Origin of the sequence: Metapseudomonas resinovorans DSM 21078 (assembly GCF_000423545.1) — a bacterium.
Lineage (GTDB): Bacteria > Pseudomonadota > Gammaproteobacteria > Pseudomonadales > Pseudomonadaceae > Metapseudomonas > Metapseudomonas resinovorans.
Window position 1 is genome coordinate 1 of sequence record NZ_AUIE01000002.1, and the last position, 16,495, is coordinate 16,495.

Here is a 16,495-nt window from a genome sequence, read left to right on the forward strand (position 1 = left end):
CTTCTGCCTGTGGTTCAAGCGCCTGCAGGCTGAGCGCTTCAAGACCAAGCCCAATGCTGATGAGCCCATCGTGTTGACGGTGCGGGAACTGAATCAGCTGCTGGCCGGTTTCGACCTCTGGGGGAACCAGCCACACAAGGTGCTGACCCCGCGTTTTGTGAGCTGAGCCGGTATAATCCGGCGCCATGAAATCTGGCGCCGACAACCTTCCCGACGATCCCGTCCTACTCAAGGCCCTGGTTCTGCAATTGCAGGAGCAGGTCGCTCTGCTGCGCCACAAACTGTTCTCGCCAAAGTCCGAGCGCAGCCCCGAGGATGCCGACTCCCCGCAACTGGCCATGTTCAACGAGGCTGAAGAGCTGCTCGAAGAGCCTGCTGGCGGATCGATTGAGACCGAGGTCGAAGAAGTTGTCGCCCCCGTGAAACGACGTGGCAAGCGCAAGCCTCTTCCAGCCGAGCTGCCGCGCGTGGAAATCGTCCACGAACTACCTGAGCACGAGCGCACCTGTGCCTGCGGCGCCTGCAAGCAGGCCATCGGCGAAGAGACCAGCGAGCAATTGGAGATCATCCCGATGCAGGTACGGGTGATCCGCCATATCCGCAAGACCTACGCCTGCAAGGCCTGCGAAAGCGCCCCGGTCACGGCCGACAAGCCAGCCCAACTGATCGAGAAAAGCCTGGCCAGCCCCAGCGTGCTGGCCATGCTGCTGACCACCAAGTACGCCGATGGCATCCCGCTGTATCGTTTCGAGAAGATGCTCAGTCGCCATGGTATCGACATCCCCCGCCAGACGCTGGCGCGCTGGGTGATCCAGTCCGGCGAACAGTTGCAGCCCCTGCTCAACATCATGCGCGACCAGTTGCTGGGCTACCCGGTGTTGCACTGCGACGAAACCCGGCTGCAGGTATTGCATGAACCCGGGCGAGATCCCTCGGCGCAGTCCTGGATGTGGGTGCAGAGCGGCGGCCCGCCGGAGAAACCCGTCGTCCTGTTCGACTACAGCACCAGCCGTGCGCAGGACGTGCCGTTGCGCCTGCTCGAAGGCTATCGCGGCTACCTGATGACCGATGACTACGCCGGCTACAACACCGTGGCCGCGCAAGAGGGGATCGAGCGCTTGGCCTGCTGGGCCCACGCCCGACGCAAGTTCATCGACGCGCAGAAGGTGCAGCCCAAGGGCAAGATCGGACGCGCCGACATAGCCTTGAACCTGATCAACAAGCTCTACGGCATCGAGCGCGATCACAAGGACAGCGGCGACCTGGAACGCCATGCCGTACGACAGCAGCGCAGCCTGCTGGTCCTGGAGCAGCTCAAAGCCTGGCTGGACAAGACTCAGCCGCAGGTCGCCGTCCAGAACGCCCTGGGCAAAGCGGTGAACTACCTGGCCAGCAACTGGAACCGGCTCGTGCGCTATGTCGAAGGCGGGCATCTGCCCATCGACAACAACCGTGCCGAGAACGCCATTCGCCCCTTCGTGATCGGCCGCAAGAATTGGCTATTCAGCGACACACCCAAGGGCGCCACGGCCAGCGCGCAGATTTACAGCCTGATCGAAACCGCGAAAGCCAACGGGCAGGAGCCCTATGCCTGGCTGCGCTACATCCTCGAACGCGTGCCGCTGGCCAATAGCATCGAAGACTTCGAAGCCCTGCTGCCGTGGAACTGCCCACCGACAAACGCATCCTGATCACGGCAACTCGTCAAAGGAAGACGGGGTTTATGGAGCGGATACGAACCATTAGGCTGGAAAGGTCAGGCTAATTCATCCCAACCGTAACACTAATCCGAGCGAGCGACGAATATCGATTGAGCTAGAGATTCAGGGCCTGTTATGTTCACCCCCAAAAATATCACATCGCCACCAAGCACTAGCCCAGGTCACAGAATGATTATCTCTCACAAGCACAAGTTCATTTTCATCAAGACAAGAAAGACAGCAGGAACTAGCATAGAGGCCTATCTATCGCCGCTTTGCGGTGACGCTGATATATTCACTCCCATCAAGCCTCACGTGTCACCGCACTTGCCACGCAATCACGAAGGATTCTTCAACCACATACCTGCTCATAAGGTGCGCGATGCTCTTGGCCAGGACATCTGGGATAGCTACTTCAAATTTTGCGTAGAGCGTAATCCGTGGGACAAGATGGCATCCTTCTATCATTTCATAAATAAATTCAGATATTCAGGCGAGCTTTCCCTAGAGCAGTTTTTCGAATCAAAGTATTCGTGCTCCGACGTGGATAAATACACAGAGCCGACTAATCACAAGAACATCATGGTCGATAAAATCATCAGGTATGAAGAACTGAAAGGCGGGTTGCACGAAGTATTTGACCGATTGGAAATACCTTTCAATGGCAATCTAGGAATTTACGCAAAGTCAGAGTTTAGGGATGACAGGCGGCATTACACAGAATTCTTCAACAAGGAGCAACTCAACCATATACAGAATGAATTTTCCCGAGAAATAGACCTGCATGGGTACCAACTTTAATTACACGCGCGGCATCCACCGAACAGAATGAACGATACGGCTACGCAGCAGCGGCGTGACCGAACGCGAAGGCACTGGCTTCTGAGTGTCCGCACGCTCGTTTCCATCCACCGATCAAACCATCCAGCGCCCCCGCCTCACGACCGTTGAAATCCCGACGCCGCAATCTGCCTGGGCTGCACGTTTCGACTGGAAAAATCTGTGGCGCTGTAAGTAAAATCCGCAGTTCAGATGAAGTTGGTCTGTCAGAGCGGGCGCAATTGCGGCTCCTTTGACTAGCACCAAAAGGGACAAAAAAGCTTGCAAAGCGGGGAGCTACCAGCCCTTCGAGCAAGAAAATGCAGCAAAGGAAATGCTCCGTGGCATCGTGCCCACTCGCATTGAGCAGTGAAGCTCAATCCAAAGCATCAGAAAAACGCTACCCGCCTCTTCGCCCGCCAGCCTGTCAACGGCGCCGCCCAGCAGTTGGACGCACCACCATGGTTCACGTTTACCGACGCATGACGTGTGACCCATTGGCCCCTTGCCGTATCCTACACATCGATTTGCAATTCCTGACACAGTTCACAAAACGAGGCTTTGAAGGCTCCCGGTACCTCTATGTCGGAAACTCAAGGTCTTCAATGACTCTAAGAATCTCACTCCCAGGAGATCGTTGACTTGCATAACATCCCCACGAGCCTTCCGGAAACGGCACGCTTCATGCTGCCAGTCATGCAACGCCTCACTCCGCCTTCTCACTGGCTGTAACGGACTACCCATGAAGCTCATTCCCGTAATCATCTGTGGCGGCGCCGGCAGTCGTCTTTGGCCGATCTCCCGTACCTGCCACCCGAAACCCTTCATGCCCTTGCCTGAGGGCGGGAATCTGATTCAGAAGACCTTCCAGCGCGCGGCCAAGCTGGATGGCGTAGGCGAAATCCTGACGGTGACCAACCGCGAGCTGTTCTTCAAAACCGACGACGAGTACCGTCAGGCGGGGTTCCCGAACTGCCGCGCCAGCTTCGTCCTGGAACCCTTCGGTCGCAACACTGCCGCCGCCATTGCAGCCGCAGCACTTGACCTCGCTACCCGTGAAGAGCCGGACACCATCCTCCTGGTGCTTCCTGCTGACCACCTGATACGCCAGGATGATCAGTTCGCGACTGCCGTGGCGAATGCCGCCAAGCTAGCCGCCCACGGCTGGCTGGTAACTTTCGGCATCAAGCCGGAATATCCGGAGACCGGATTCGGCTACATCGAACTTGATCCATCAGCGAAGCTTGCCTCCGGGTTCAAGGTCAACCGGTTCGTGGAAAAGCCCGACCTTGCCACTGCGCAGGGCTACCTGGAATCGGGCAACTATCTCTGGAACTCGGGCATGTTCTGCTTCCGGCTGGGCACCCTGCTCGATGAACTGCAACAGCACGCCCCCGACGTAATGCAGAGCGTGTCGGCCAGCCTGACCGGTAACGTCCTGTCCGATGGCAAGGGCCAGCACTGCACCAACATCGATCCCGACCAGTTCAACACGGTGCCGGACATCTCCATCGACTATGCATTGATGGAGCGCTCGGCCAAGGTAGCCACCGTTCCCTGCGACATCGGCTGGAGCGACATTGGCTCCTGGAACGCTTTCAGCGAACTCACCCAGGCGGACGAAAGCGGCAACCGCTGCAATGGCGAAGTCCTTCACCATGGCGCGAAGAACAACTTCATCCATAGCCAGGATCGACTGACCGCCCTGGTCGGCGTCGAAGACCTGATCGTCGTCAATACCCCCGATGCCCTGCTGGTGGCCCACAAGGACAATGCCCAGGACGTCAAGCATATCGTTGGCCAGCTGAAGAGCCGGAACCACGATGCGCACTCGACCCACCGCACGGTTTCCAGGCCCTGGGGCAACTACACCACCCTCGAAGAGGGTGAGCGCTTCAAGATCAAGCGTATTGTCGTCAAACCGGGAGCCTCGCTGTCCCTTCAGATGCACCACCACCGCAGCGAGCATTGGGTTGTCGTGACCGGCATGGCAAAGGTGACGAATGGCGAACAGATGCTGATGCTGAACAGCAATGAGTCGACCTTTATTCCTGCAGGCCACAAGCATCGCCTGGAGAATCCCGGGGTCATTGATCTGGTGATCATTGAAGTGCAATCCGGCGACTACGTGGGAGAAGACGACATCGTTCGCTTCGAAGACCACTACGGTCGCGCTTGAAATTTCCCGCAGTCGAGCAGTCCATGCATAGGAAAACAACTCGCTCAGAAGCTATTTCTCGAGTTCTCCAGGTTTCTTGGCTACGAGCAGTAATGGGGTTGAAATCAGAATCCCGGGGCACACGGCTCGGCTATCTCTGGTGGATTATCGAACCGGCGATGCACCTGGCTGTGTATTACCTCGCCTTCGGCGTGCTTCTCAAACATGGTGGCGATGATTACGTCGCGTTTCTCCTGATTGGTATCGTGCATTGGCTCTGGTTCTCCAAGAGCATCATGAACGCCAGCCAATCGATCCTGGTGGGGCGGGGCCTGATCCTTCAACTGCCCCTTCATACGGGAATCTTCCCGCTCGCCGAAATTTTCCGGGACCTGATCAAGCAGATCATCGTTGTCGTGATCCTGCTGCTGATACTCAGCATCATGGGATATCTGCCAACGACGTATTGGCTCATCTATCCGGTCATTTTCCTGCTGCAGATTCTCCTGACACTCCCGTGCGCGGGTCTGGTTGCAGCGTTGATGCCCTTCATCCCGGATCTACGCGTGATAGTTCCTGCCTGCCTGCAACTTGCGATGTTTCTATCAGGTGTCTTCTTCTCCAGTGACCTGGTGCCGGAGAGCTTTCACTGGGTACTGAACCTCAACCCCGCGTACCTCTTGCTGGAAGCCTACCGGGACATTCTGATCAGGCAACAACAGCCCGACTGGCACATGCTCGCAAACCTCCTGGCAGCGCTCTTGCTCTTTAACATTCTTGTTATTGCGCTGTTTGGCCGGTTCAACCGGCAATACGCCCGAATCATTCAGGAGTGAGCATGACTCGCCTGCTGTTGGAAATGCACGACGTGCATCTGGCCTATCGCCTGCGCAAGTCGCTTCTTCGCAGTGACTATCACCCCGTCATAAATGGCGTCAGCCTGAAGGTTCACCAAGGGCAACGCCTCGGGATCATGGGACACAACGGCGCGGGCAAATCGACACTGCTAAGACTCATGGCGGGCATCTACGCGCCTGACCGTGGACGCGTAACCAATCATGGCGCTCGCGTTTCACTCCTGTCTCTGCAGGCCGGCTTCGATCCTCGCCTGAACGGCTGGGACAACGCCTTGCTGAGCGGCGTGCTGATGGGCATGAGCCCCAAGGAAGTCAGGCTGCGTCTGAAAGGCATACATGAGTTCTGTGAACTCGGCGATCAGATGAATGATGTGCTTGGAACCTATTCGTCAGGCATGCGCGCCCGCCTTGGCTTCGCGGTCGCCCTGGCAATGGAAGCCGATCTCCTGTTGATCGATGAAGTCCTCTCGGTGGGGGACCAGGACTTCCAGGAAAAGTCTGAAAAAGCCGTGATGCATGCCGTCAACCAGGGTTGCGCCATGGTCCTGGTCTCCCACTCGCCGATAAAACTCAAGAAGTGGACCGACTCAGTCCTTACATTCGAGAAGGGCATGATCTGCCTTCCCGCACCAGAAAAGGCCGTATCTTCCGCATGATCAGCTACGCCCAAAACTTCGAAGACGTCATCCTAGAGCGCATATTCAAGGATAAGGAATCTGGCTTCTACGTCGATGTAGGGGCGTGCCACCCGGTCTATGACTCCGTTACCTATCACTTCTATCTGAAAGGCTGGAGTGGCATCAATGTCGAGCCGCAGCCAAAGCTTTTCTCTGAACTTGAGGCGATGCGCGAACGGGATACGAATCTCCGAATGTGTGTTGGCGCCCGAGAGGGAAGCGAAACCCTCTTCATCACACGCGATGTGGGTACCTCCACGCTGAGCCAATCTATCGCGGAAAACTACCGCAGGGACCTGAACATCGACGAGGAGCTGACGGTCGAGTTGGTCACCCTGGATCAGATCTGGTCCCAGCACGTAGGCGATCGACAGGTCGACTTCTTGAAGATCGACGTTGAGGGTTTCGAAAAGGATGTACTGTCTGGTGCCGACTTTTCCAAGGTCGCTCCATCTATCCTGGTCATTGAAGCCACAACCCCGAACTCCCAGGAGCTTTGCTACGACCAGTGGGAAGCCCTGATTCTGGAGTACTACGAGTTTTTCTACTTCGATGGGCTGAACCGCTTCTATTCCCGCAAGGGATATCCGCTGGACAAGGCTACTTTCAGCACCCCGCCAAATGTCTTTGATCAGTTCAAGGTATTACCCCAAGTACTGGTAGAGCAGGCAAACGAGAGCCTCGCCATCGAAAACCAGGAGCTGAAGAAGCAGCTCTTGATGAGCCTTGCGCAACTGAGCCGTAAAGACGAGGCCCTGGACGACGCTGGCAACGCATACGCTGACTTGCAGTCCGAAGATCAGAACCTGCACCAGCAACTTGAGCTGGCTAACAAAGCTGTTTCAGGTCACCAGGCGGAAATTGCCAAGGCCCAACGGGCATACGAGTCCCTGCAGGCGGCCTTTGGCACGAAGGAGAAGGATCTCCTGGACGCCCTGGAATTCCTTCGCGCCAAGGAGAGCGCGCTGGCCAACGCGAGCGAGACCTACAAAGCGCTCCAGGAAAAACACCTCGAGCTACAAGCCTCGCTTGAAGCGTCATTCCAGGAAGTCAGGCAACTGACGGATTTCGTCCAGCAGAAGGAAACCGCACTCGTCGAGGCATCCTCTGCCTACGAGGCCCTGCACATAGAGTTCCAGGCCAAGGAAGCCGAGCTGCGGCTGTTGCAGGGGCATCTCCACGACAAGGACGCCGCGCTTCAGCACGCGACAACTGCGTTCCAGGCCCTGCAGGACGAACTGAGCCAGCAGCACCACGTCTTGCAGGCGACGCATTCGTTGTTCGAGGACAAAGACGCCGCCCTCCAGGATGCGACTCGGGCCTATGAGGCCTTGCAGGCGGAATTCAGTCGCTCTCAGCAGGAAATCCGCAATATCGGCGAGCTTCTGGGCGCAACCAAAGCGAGCTACGAGCAAGCCGCAGACGCGTACACCAGCCTGCGCACCGAGTTCGAGCACAAGCTGAGCGAACTCGCGACACTCGAAGCAATCCTCCAAGAAAAGGAAAGCGCCATACAGGCAGCTGGCGTGGCATACGAAGTGCTGAAGGCAGCATTTGATGACGCGCAAACCGGTGCCCTGCATGCCTCCGAGCTATTCCAATCAAGCACCCGCAGCCTGGAAGAGGCGAGCACGGCCTATGAAGCGCTGAAGACCCAGTTCGAAGAGAAGCTATCGGAGCTGGCTCGGACGCAGCATCTCCTCTCTCAAAAGGAGTCGGCTGTGCAAGAGTCGGTAGGCGCCTGCGCTGAACTGCATCAGACACTGGCCAACGCCCAAGCGCAGCTCCAGGTATCTTATGACCGTCAGAAGGAAAGTGACCAGGCACTGAGCGAGGCCACTTTGTACTGTGAGTCCCTCGCGGCCCAGCTTCAGCGCAAAGACGACGCGCTGGCCGACGCCGCCAAGGCCTATCAAGTCCTCAAGGAAGAATTCGATGAAAAGATCCGGGAATTGGGAGAGCTGCACGACCGGCTCTCCAAACAAACACAATCAAAAGACCAATAAGCATCTGCCAATAATCTGAACGAGCATCGTATGACCCAGAATCTGAACAGCGACGTTTGTATTTTCACAATCGTCTCGAACAACTACCTGCACTATGCAAATACCCTCTTCGAGAGCCTGCAGGAACATTGTCCCCAAGCTGACCTTGTACTGGGCCTTTGTGACCGGAAGACACCGGAGACTTATTGCCCTGCAGCTGAAATCGTCGAAATCAATGAGCTCGACATTCCTGAACTGGGCACATTCACCTATCAGTATTCAATTCTGGAACTGAACACGGCCATCAAGCCCTACGTGGTCGAGCTGCTGATGAATCGCGGCTACAAGAAGGTCATCTATTTCGACCCTGACATTCGCATCTTCAACAGCCTTGACTCGATGCTTGGGCTGCTGGACGAACACAATGTCTTGCTGACCCCGCACCTCACCAACCTGCTGGACGACGGCAAGTGGCCAACCGAGCTCAGCATTCTCCAAGCGGGATCGTACAACCTTGGCTACATCGCGCTGAGCACCTGCGAAGAAACGCGCAAGCTGGTCAAATGGTGGCAGGCCAAGCTCTACAAGGAATGCGTCGTAGACCTTCCGCGCAACCTGTTCGTCGACCAGAAGTGGATGGACCTGGTTCCGTCGATGTTCGCAGGCGTCTATATCAACCGCGACCCGAGCTGGAACATCGCGTACTGGAACCTGAATCACCGCCGCCTGGGGCAACGTGCCGATGGTGGCTTCGACGTTGATGGCAAGCCGCTCACCTTCTTCCACTTCTCCGGCTTCTCCATCGAGGCGACGACGCTCAGCAAACACCAGAGTCGCTTCGACAAGGGACCACGCGGGACTCCGCTGAGGGAGCTGTGTTCCCTTTATGAAGATGCCCTGACGCGCAATGGAATCGAACGCTTCAAGAGCCTTCCCTACGCGTTCAGCAATTTCGCGGATGGTACCAAGGTGCCCGACGCCGCCCGACGCCTGATTCGCACCAGCGACGCACTGGCAGGGATTGATTTCTTCGACCAGAAACAGTGCCCCCACATCCATGCGGTACTCAATCGCCTTGTGCACTCCAAGAAGGGCGGTATCAGCTTGACTGCACTGGCGCTGGCGCTATGGGAGTCGCGTGCCGACCTCCGTGACGCCTTCCCCGCGGTGGAGAGTGTCGACAGCATCCGGTTCGCCGAGTGGTTCCTCGATGCGGCCCCCCGTGAAGCGGGCTTCAGTGAACTTTACCTGGCGCCGGTTCGCGAGCAACTTGAACGCGCGCGCGCGACAATTGCGGCGCAACCCCAGGCAATCAGCGATACCGTGATGAGCAAACTGTGCCGCATTGCATGGCAGCAGCGTCGTCGTATCCCGCTGAAAATGCGTATTGCCCTGGCCCCCTATGCAGGCTGGGCGCTAAGGCGTGCTTACCCCCGCCCGGAATTGCTGCCGGCGCCTGAACGCAGCAGCGAGACTGGGGTTAACCTCATCGGCTATCTCCATGCTGAAAGCGGAGTCGGCGAAGCAGCACGCGCCTCGCTGCGTGCCCTGCGACAGTCCGGCCTGCCATTTTCATTGGTCGACTATCGCCTGGGGAACATTTCCCGCATGGGCGAAGCGGTGCACGGCAATGGTGATCAAGTGCGGTACCCGATCAACTTGGTTCACGTGAATGCGGACCAGAGCAAGATTGCTCGGGACCATCTGGGCGACGAGCTGTTCCGTGATCGTTACACCGTTGGCTACTGGTACTGGGAAATGCCGGTGTTTCCAGACTTCCTGCATTTCGCCTACGACCAGGTGGATGAAATCTGGGTGTCGACCGAATACAACCGCGCTGCGATTTCCCAGTTCACTCACAAGCCCGTGACGCTCATTCCGCCGGCTATCGAAGTGAACATCGAGAAACCGCTGACGCGTAGCGAACTGCACCTCGACGAGGACGCCTTCATTTTCCTGCACATGTCCGACACGCTCAGCATGCCGGAACGCAAGAATCCCTTTGGCGTGATCAGAGCTTTCCAACTGGCATTCGGTGACAAACCGGACCTGAACGTGAAGCTGGTCATCAAGCTGTCCAACCTCGACCGTCAGCCGGAACTGGCGGCGGAAGTCTACGCAGCCATGGAGCAGGACCCGCGCATACAGCTTATCGATGGCTACCTGGACCGAAACACCCTTAACAACCTGGTTAACGCCTGCGATTGCTATGTAAGCCTGCACCGCGCAGAAGGCTTCGGACTGCCCATCGCGGAGGCGATGTATCTGGGCAAGCCCGTGATTGCCACGTACTGGTCCGGAAACGTCGACTTCATGAACGAAGAGAACTCGCTGCCAGTGCATTACTCCTTGGTAGAGCTCGAAAGGGATATTGGCCCCTATCAGAAAGGCCAGGTTTGGGCAGAGCCGGATATCAATGACGCAGCAGAAAAAATGTTCCACATCGTCAGTGACAAAGAGCTCTCCGTCCAGCTGGGTCAAGCTGCAAGCGAAACCATTCGCAAGAATTTCAGCCCTAGCAACACTGCCAAGCTAATCAGCGCGCGAGCAGCTGATATTAATTTCATTGCGAGCTGAGTGAAGATGATTTCTGAGCCCCTGTCTTTTAACGTTGCCACCATTGAGCTTCTGAGTCTTCCAGAAGAAGTGGAAGGTTTCAGTCTGGATGCGCCGACCGCGAACGCGCAGTACAACGGCCATAGCCTCCCAATTGCAGGATGGGCATCCGGGCGATCCCCCTACGTTGTACCATCCATTGAAATCATGAATGGGGAAACGCTTCTCAAGCGTGTGCCGATTCAAGTTCCAAGGCCAGATGTGGCCGACTATCTAAAGAAAGCTCCAGGGGCAGGAAACAAATTCGGATTCCACGGATTCATCGGGACGCTCGGCCTGCATAACAGCACCAGACTTGATATCGTCCTGAACATTTACGACCCACGCGATCAAAGTCGAGTAAAGAAGAACGTCGCCACGATTCGCGGAAAGAAGAACAATAGTCTCTTGACAGAGAGCAAATACCAGCCGCTTATGCTTACAGCGATAGGACGGAGCGGTACAACGCTTGTCATGCAGATACTTGGCGAGCACAACAAGATACTTACCTCAAACTTTTACCCTTACGAGGTAAAACAGTCGGCCTATTGGATGCATCTTCTAAAGGTCCTCAACGACCCAGCCGACTTTGATAATTCATCGCATCCAGATAAATTCGAAAGCAACCTTGGCTTGATTGGCCACAACCCCTACACCCACCAGGAGTCCATGCGCCAATTCAAAGAGCCAGATCGTTTCTATGACTACTACAACAAAAAACTTCCTCGAGAACTAGTTAAGTTCTCCGTATCGCGCATAGAAGAATTCTACGACCTGATTGCTGCCAGCGAAAAGCGGCCCGATGCAGTTTATTTCGCTGAAAAATTCCTGCCGACTCATTTGCAGCCAATGTTCAACGATGTGTTCACCAAGCCGAAAGAAATAATTCTAACCCGGGACTTCCGGGACATGATCTGCTCAGCACAGTCTTTCAATGAGAAGCGAAACAGCCAGGCATTTGGAAGAGAGCGCGCTTCTGATGAGTTCGACTGGGTCCACCGGATATTCAGCACCGGAGCGAGAAGAGTTGTCGAGGCCTGGGAGGACAGAAAATATTCTGCGATCCATGTTCGTTACGAGGACCTCATCCTTGAGCCCGAAGCTCAAATGAAGAGAATATTTGAATACCTGGAGATCGATAGCTCCACGTCATTGATACACAAGATAAAAGAGAAGATCTTCAACTCCTCTGGAAGCACTCACCACAAGACATCGGAAAACCCCGAAAAGTCTATTGCACGCTGGAAGAACGAAATGCCTAAAGAGCTTCTTGAGTATTGCAACGAGAAGCTGTCGAAAGAACTGAAGACCTTTGGCTACGAATGAAATACAAGCCGGGCAACTACGTCTCACGCGCACACACCCAGAGACTGCCCCATCAGAACCTCACCAATTGTTAAAATGCTCATCTCTCGAAGCGAGCAAAGAAAACAATGCAATCAATTGAGGCCAGCGTTCTTTAATCGCCTCGACTTTATAGGAAGGTAGGGAATGACGATGAAATCCGCCATCATCACAGGTATCACTGGTCAGGACGGAGCCTACTTGGCCCAACTTCTCCTGGAGAAAGGCTATAGCGTCTACGGGACCTTCCGTCGCACCAGCTCAGTAAACTTCTGGCGTATTGAAGAGCTTGGGATCAAGAACGATCCGAATCTCCATCTGGTCGAGCATGACCTGACCGATCTCAGCGCCAGTATCCGCCTGATGGAAAAAGCACAGCCGTCGGAGGTCTACAACCTCGCCGCGCAGAGCTTTGTTGGGGTCTCCTTCGACCAGCCCCTGACCACGGCTGAGATTACCGGCCTCGGTGCCGTGAACCTTCTCGAGGCGATCCGCATCGTCAACCCGAAGATCCGCTACTACCAAGCCTCCACATCCGAGATGTTCGGCAAGGTCCAGGCCATTCCGCAAATCGAAAGCACACCGTTCTATCCACGCAGCCCCTATGGCGTGGCCAAGCTCTATGCACACTGGATGACCATCAACTATCGGGAGTCCTATGACATCTTTGGCAGCAGCGGGATTCTGTTCAATCACGAATCCCCGCTGCGCGGCAAAGAGTTCGTCACCCGCAAGATCACTGACGCGGTAGCCTGCATCCAGTTGGGCAAACAGGATCGCCTGGAGCTCGGGAACATGGACGCCAAACGCGACTGGGGCTTCGCCAAGGAATACGTGGAAGGCATGTGGCGCATGCTGCAGGTCGACACCCCTGATACCTACGTGCTGGCCACCAACCGCACCGAGACGGTTCGCGACTTTGTCACGATGGCGTTCAAGGCTGTAGGCACGGAACTCGAGTGGCGTGGCGAAGCCGAAAACGAACAAGGACTCGATGCTTCCAGCGGGAAGGTGTTGGTCGCGATAAATCCGAAGTTCTATCGCCCGGCGGAGGTTGAACTGCTTATCGGGAACCCTGAAAAAGCGAAGAAGGAACTGGGCTGGGAACCGCGAACCAATCTGGAAGAGCTGTGCCAAATGATGGTTGAGGCCGACCTACGGCGTAACCAGAGCGGATTTTCTTTCTGATGATCGACACAGCCAAGCAGGTCCTTATCACCGGAGCACAGGGTTTTACCGGCCGTTACATGGCCACGGAGCTTCGCAACCACGGCTACCGCGTTAGCGGCATTGGCTCGCAACCCGGCAACTCGCCTGGCTATTACCAGGCCGACCTTGCCGATGCTGAGGCGCTCAAGGCCTGCCTGGCTGAGGTTCAACCCGACATCATCATCCATCTGGCAGCCGTGGCCTTCGTGGGTCACGGCGACGCGAATGCGTTCTACCAGGTGAACCTGATCGGGACCCGAAATCTCCTCGAAGCCATTTCGGCCATGGGCAAGACTCCGGATTGCGTATTGCTGGCCAGTAGCGCCAACGTCTACGGCAATGCCTCAGCCGGGGTGCTTGGCGAGAGCTCGCCTCTAGCCCCTGCCAATGACTATGCCGTGAGCAAGATGGCAATGGAGGCAGCCGCTCGGTTGTGGACCGAGCGCTTGCCAATCCTGGTCACTCGGCCGTTCAACTACACAGGGGTGGGCCAGGCGGATAACTTCCTACTCCCGAAAATTGTCTCCCACTTCCGGCGAAAAGCTGCCCATATCGAGCTGGGTAACCTTGACGTCTATCGGGACTTTACTGACGTTCGCGCGCTGACAGAGGCGTATCGCCGCCTGGTCGAGCACAAACCGGCGGGTGAAGTCGTGAATGTCTGTTCTGGTATGACGCACTCTCTCCGGGACGTAATCGCCATGTGCGAAGCGATCACTGGCCATCACATGGAGATTCGGGTGAACCCCGCCTTTGTGCGGGCAAACGAGGTCAAGTCTCTTTGCGGCGATGCGTCGACGCTACGTCGTTTGATTGGTGCCTGGGAAACCCCGCCACTTGAAGAAACACTTCGCTGGATGCTCGAGGCCGAATGACCAAGGTCATACTTTCGGTCGAACCCATTCGTTTTCCACTGACGGGAATTGGGCGTTATACCTTCGAGCTGGCCAAGGCACTTGCGGCGGACAAGGGCGTGGACGAGTTGCTGCTGTTTGGTGCAACCCGGTTTCTCGATACCATCCCGGAGGCAGTGGAAAGTGCTGGCAAAGTTCATCAACTGAAAGGATGGGTTCAGAAGAGCCGACTTGCCACTGAGGCCTATCGACTAATCACCCCGGTAATCAAGCAACGTGCCTTGCGTGACTATCAGGACTTCCTGTTCCACAGCCCGAATTTCTACCTGCCTCCCTTTCCGGGCCGCAGGCTCACCACATTTCACGACCTGTCGCCCTTTACCTGGCCTGATTGCATCCCCCCGGAGCGCAGACGCTTCATGCAAAAGGAATTGGAGCTGGCAGTAAAGCGGGCAGATGCATTCATTACGGATTCCGAGTTCAATCGGCGGGAACTGGCCGCCTACTTTGGCTTGCCCTTGACGAAAGTCTTCGCCGTCCCGCTGGCCAGTAGTGAAGAGTTCCATCCTCGCTCAGTGGCCGAACTCGCGCCTATCCTGTCGAAGTACAACCTGGCGCCGGCAGGCTACAGCCTCTATGTTGGAACAATCGAGCCGCGCAAGAACCTGAAGAACCTTCTGGCCGCTTATGAGTGCCTGCCGCTCTCGCTGCGCCGACGCTATCCACTGATCCTGGCCGGATACCACGGCTGGCAGAGTGAGGAGATTCATGCAGCAATCGAGCGTGCTACTCGGCAGGGGTGGGCCAGATATCTGGGCTTCGTGCCGGCCTTAGACTTGCCGTTCCTCATTGCAGGCGCCCGGCTGTTCTGCTTCCCGTCCTGTTACGAAGGATTCGGCCTCCCTGTCCTGGAAGCCATGAGCTCTGGCGTTCCCGTTGTCTGTTCCAACAGCTCTTCTTTACCCGAAGTGGCAGGAGGCGCAGCCCTGATGGTCGAACCTGAAGATGTGGACACTCTGAGCACACATATTGCCAGGGGTTTGCAGGACGAACCGTGGCGGTCCTACGCCCGAGAGTCAGGCCTGGATCGTGCAGGATCCTTTTCATGGCGGAACTGCGCGCGCAGTACGCTCGATGTTTACGAAGGCGTAATGAGCGATTGATGCGAGTCCTACACTTCTACAAGACCTATTACCCCGACAGCTTCGGCGGCATAGAGCAGGCGATCTTCCAATTGGCGGAAGGTGGCATTCAATACGGCGTAGACTCCGAAGTGCTCTACCTGAGCAACACAGGGGAAGCCAGGGATCAGCAAGTCGCGAACCATGTAGTCCACCGCTCCAAGTTGGACTTCCATGCGTTGTCGACAGGTTTTTCCGTGTCGGCATTCAGGGACTTTTCAAGGCTTGCCAGCCAGGTCGACCTCGTGCATTACCATTTTCCATGGCCGTTCATGGATGTCGTTCATTTCGCCACGAGAGTGAAGAAACCAACTGTCCTCAGCTATCACTCGGACATTGTTCGGCAGAAGTACCTTCTCCAGCTCTATCGCCCCCTTATGCACCGGTTTCTATCGCAAATCGATTGCATTGTTGCGGCTTCGCCCAACTACATAAGAAGCAGCCCGGTTCTAAGGAAATACCCGGATAAGGTAAGTGTTATCCCCTATGGCCTGGACCGGAACACTTATGCGCAGCCCGATGCCGAAGTGCTGGAACGTTGGCGGTCGAGAGTAGGGGAGCGCTTTTTCCTGTTCCTGGGAGTACTTCGCTACTACAAGGGCCTGCATATTCTGCTCGAGGCAATGGCCACGACGGACTACCCCGTAGTGATTGCCGGAGCAGGCCCGATGGAGGATGAGCTCAAGCAGCATGCCGCGCGCCTGAATTTGAAGAATCTGCACTTTGTCGGAAAGGTGAGCGAGGAAGACAAGGCAGCTCTCTTTCAACTGTGCTACGCCGTGACCTTTCCGTCACATCTGCGTTCAGAAGCATTCGGCATCTCGCTTCTCGAAGGCGCGATGTACGGCAAGCCTCTCATTTCCAGCGAGATTGGCACCGGCACGACCTATATAAACATCGACGGGGAAACCGGACTCGTCATCCCCCCAAGCGACCCGCTGGCGCTACGTCACGCGATGGCCACGCTATGGAACGCTCCGGAACTTGCCAAGCAAATGGGGGAAAGCGCCAAGCAACGCTTCGAGCATCTGTTCACCGCTGAACAGATGACGAAGTCCTATGTCGAGCTTTATCGGAAAGTACTGGCGAATCAGGCGCATACAGGCAAATGAATGC

General features: G+C 56.2%; 13 protein-coding genes. All 13 read left to right on the forward strand.

The window, feature by feature from the left end; all coding sequences use genetic code 11:
* Positions 1-7: 7 nt before the first annotated feature.
* The 13 genes from G559_RS30850 (at position 8) to G559_RS0102635 (ending at position 16,491) form a co-directional block, all read left to right on the forward strand.
* The gene (locus G559_RS30850; protein ID WP_276325054.1) at positions 8-166 is read left to right on the forward strand and encodes a hypothetical protein; all 159 of its coding nucleotides are present in this window, start codon (positions 8-10) and stop codon (positions 164-166) included.
* 19 nt (positions 167-185) lie between these two features.
* Positions 186-1,691, forward strand: coding sequence for an IS66 family transposase (gene tnpC / locus G559_RS0102580; RefSeq protein ID WP_028626748.1), 1,506 nt, complete (start codon positions 186-188; stop codon positions 1,689-1,691).
* A 198-nt stretch (positions 1,692-1,889) separates the two neighbouring features.
* Positions 1,890-2,501, forward strand: a complete 612-nt coding sequence (locus G559_RS0102585; RefSeq protein WP_028626749.1) for a sulfotransferase family 2 domain-containing protein — start codon at positions 1,890-1,892, stop codon at positions 2,499-2,501.
* Positions 2,502-3,261: 760 nt separating this feature from the next.
* Positions 3,262-4,698: a mannose-1-phosphate guanylyltransferase/mannose-6-phosphate isomerase gene (locus tag G559_RS0102590; RefSeq protein WP_028626750.1), complete on the forward strand. Its 1,437-nt coding sequence runs from the start codon at positions 3,262-3,264 to the stop codon at positions 4,696-4,698.
* Between the two features lie 92 nt (positions 4,699-4,790).
* Positions 4,791-5,513 carry an ABC transporter permease gene (locus tag G559_RS0102595; RefSeq protein WP_051246364.1) on the forward strand — a complete coding sequence of 241 codons (723 nt, stop codon included), beginning with the start codon at positions 4,791-4,793 and terminating at the stop codon, positions 5,511-5,513.
* 2 nt (positions 5,514-5,515) lie between these two features.
* Positions 5,516-6,190: an ABC transporter ATP-binding protein gene (locus G559_RS28395; protein WP_051246367.1), complete on the forward strand. Its 675-nt coding sequence runs from the start codon at positions 5,516-5,518 to the stop codon at positions 6,188-6,190.
* A complete protein-coding gene (locus G559_RS29530; protein WP_051246369.1) occupies positions 6,187-8,217 on the forward strand; it encodes an FkbM family methyltransferase in 2,031 nt (676 codons plus the stop codon). Before G559_RS28395 ends, G559_RS29530 begins: the two co-directional genes overlap by 4 nt.
* 30 nt (positions 8,218-8,247) lie before the next feature.
* Positions 8,248-10,773: a glycosyltransferase family 4 protein gene (locus G559_RS29535; protein WP_051246373.1), complete on the forward strand. Its 2,526-nt coding sequence runs from the start codon at positions 8,248-8,250 to the stop codon at positions 10,771-10,773.
* Positions 10,774-10,779: 6 nt separating this feature from the next.
* The gene (locus tag G559_RS0102615; protein ID WP_028626753.1) at positions 10,780-12,117 is read left to right on the forward strand and encodes a sulfotransferase family protein; all 1,338 of its coding nucleotides are present in this window, start codon (positions 10,780-10,782) and stop codon (positions 12,115-12,117) included.
* A gap of 171 nt (positions 12,118-12,288) precedes the next feature.
* Positions 12,289-13,323, forward strand: coding sequence for a GDP-mannose 4,6-dehydratase (gene gmd / locus G559_RS0102620; RefSeq protein WP_028626754.1), 1,035 nt, complete (start codon positions 12,289-12,291; stop codon positions 13,321-13,323).
* Positions 13,323-14,219: a GDP-mannose 4,6-dehydratase gene (locus tag G559_RS0102625; RefSeq protein WP_028626755.1), complete on the forward strand. Its 897-nt coding sequence runs from the start codon at positions 13,323-13,325 to the stop codon at positions 14,217-14,219. Before gmd ends, G559_RS0102625 begins: the two co-directional genes overlap by 1 nt.
* The gene (locus G559_RS0102630) at positions 14,216-15,361 is read left to right on the forward strand and encodes a glycosyltransferase family 4 protein (RefSeq protein ID WP_036996813.1); all 1,146 of its coding nucleotides are present in this window, start codon (positions 14,216-14,218) and stop codon (positions 15,359-15,361) included. The genes G559_RS0102625 and G559_RS0102630 overlap by 4 nt, the downstream gene beginning before the upstream one ends.
* Positions 15,361-16,491, forward strand: coding sequence for a glycosyltransferase family 4 protein (locus tag G559_RS0102635; RefSeq protein WP_028626757.1), 1,131 nt, complete (start codon positions 15,361-15,363; stop codon positions 16,489-16,491). Before G559_RS0102630 ends, G559_RS0102635 begins: the two co-directional genes overlap by 1 nt.
* Positions 16,492-16,495 lie beyond the last annotated feature (4 nt).

Bases quoted from the DNA above. Each gene is read 5' to 3' on its own strand.
- G559_RS0102585 (WP_028626749.1), top strand. From the start codon at position 1,890: ATGATTATCTCTCACAAGCACAAGTTCATTTTCATCAAGACAAGAAAG.
- G559_RS29535 (WP_051246373.1), top strand. From the start codon at position 8,248: ATGACCCAGAATCTGAACAGCGACGTTTGTATTTTCACAATCGTCTCG.
- G559_RS0102625 (WP_028626755.1), top strand. From the start codon at position 13,323: ATGATCGACACAGCCAAGCAGGTCCTTATCACCGGAGCACAGGGTTTT.
- G559_RS29530 (WP_051246369.1), top strand. From the start codon at position 6,187: ATGATCAGCTACGCCCAAAACTTCGAAGACGTCATCCTAGAGCGCATA.
- G559_RS0102590 (WP_028626750.1), top strand. From the start codon at position 3,262: ATGAAGCTCATTCCCGTAATCATCTGTGGCGGCGCCGGCAGTCGTCTT.
- tnpC (WP_028626748.1), top strand. From the start codon at position 186: ATGAAATCTGGCGCCGACAACCTTCCCGACGATCCCGTCCTACTCAAG.
- G559_RS0102595 (WP_051246364.1), top strand. From the start codon at position 4,791: ATGGGGTTGAAATCAGAATCCCGGGGCACACGGCTCGGCTATCTCTGG.
- G559_RS0102615 (WP_028626753.1), top strand. From the start codon at position 10,780: ATGATTTCTGAGCCCCTGTCTTTTAACGTTGCCACCATTGAGCTTCTG.
- G559_RS0102630 (WP_036996813.1), top strand. From the start codon at position 14,216: ATGACCAAGGTCATACTTTCGGTCGAACCCATTCGTTTTCCACTGACG.
- gmd (WP_028626754.1), top strand. From the start codon at position 12,289: ATGAAATCCGCCATCATCACAGGTATCACTGGTCAGGACGGAGCCTAC.
- G559_RS0102635 (WP_028626757.1), top strand. From the start codon at position 15,361: ATGCGAGTCCTACACTTCTACAAGACCTATTACCCCGACAGCTTCGGC.
- G559_RS28395 (WP_051246367.1), top strand. From the start codon at position 5,516: ATGACTCGCCTGCTGTTGGAAATGCACGACGTGCATCTGGCCTATCGC.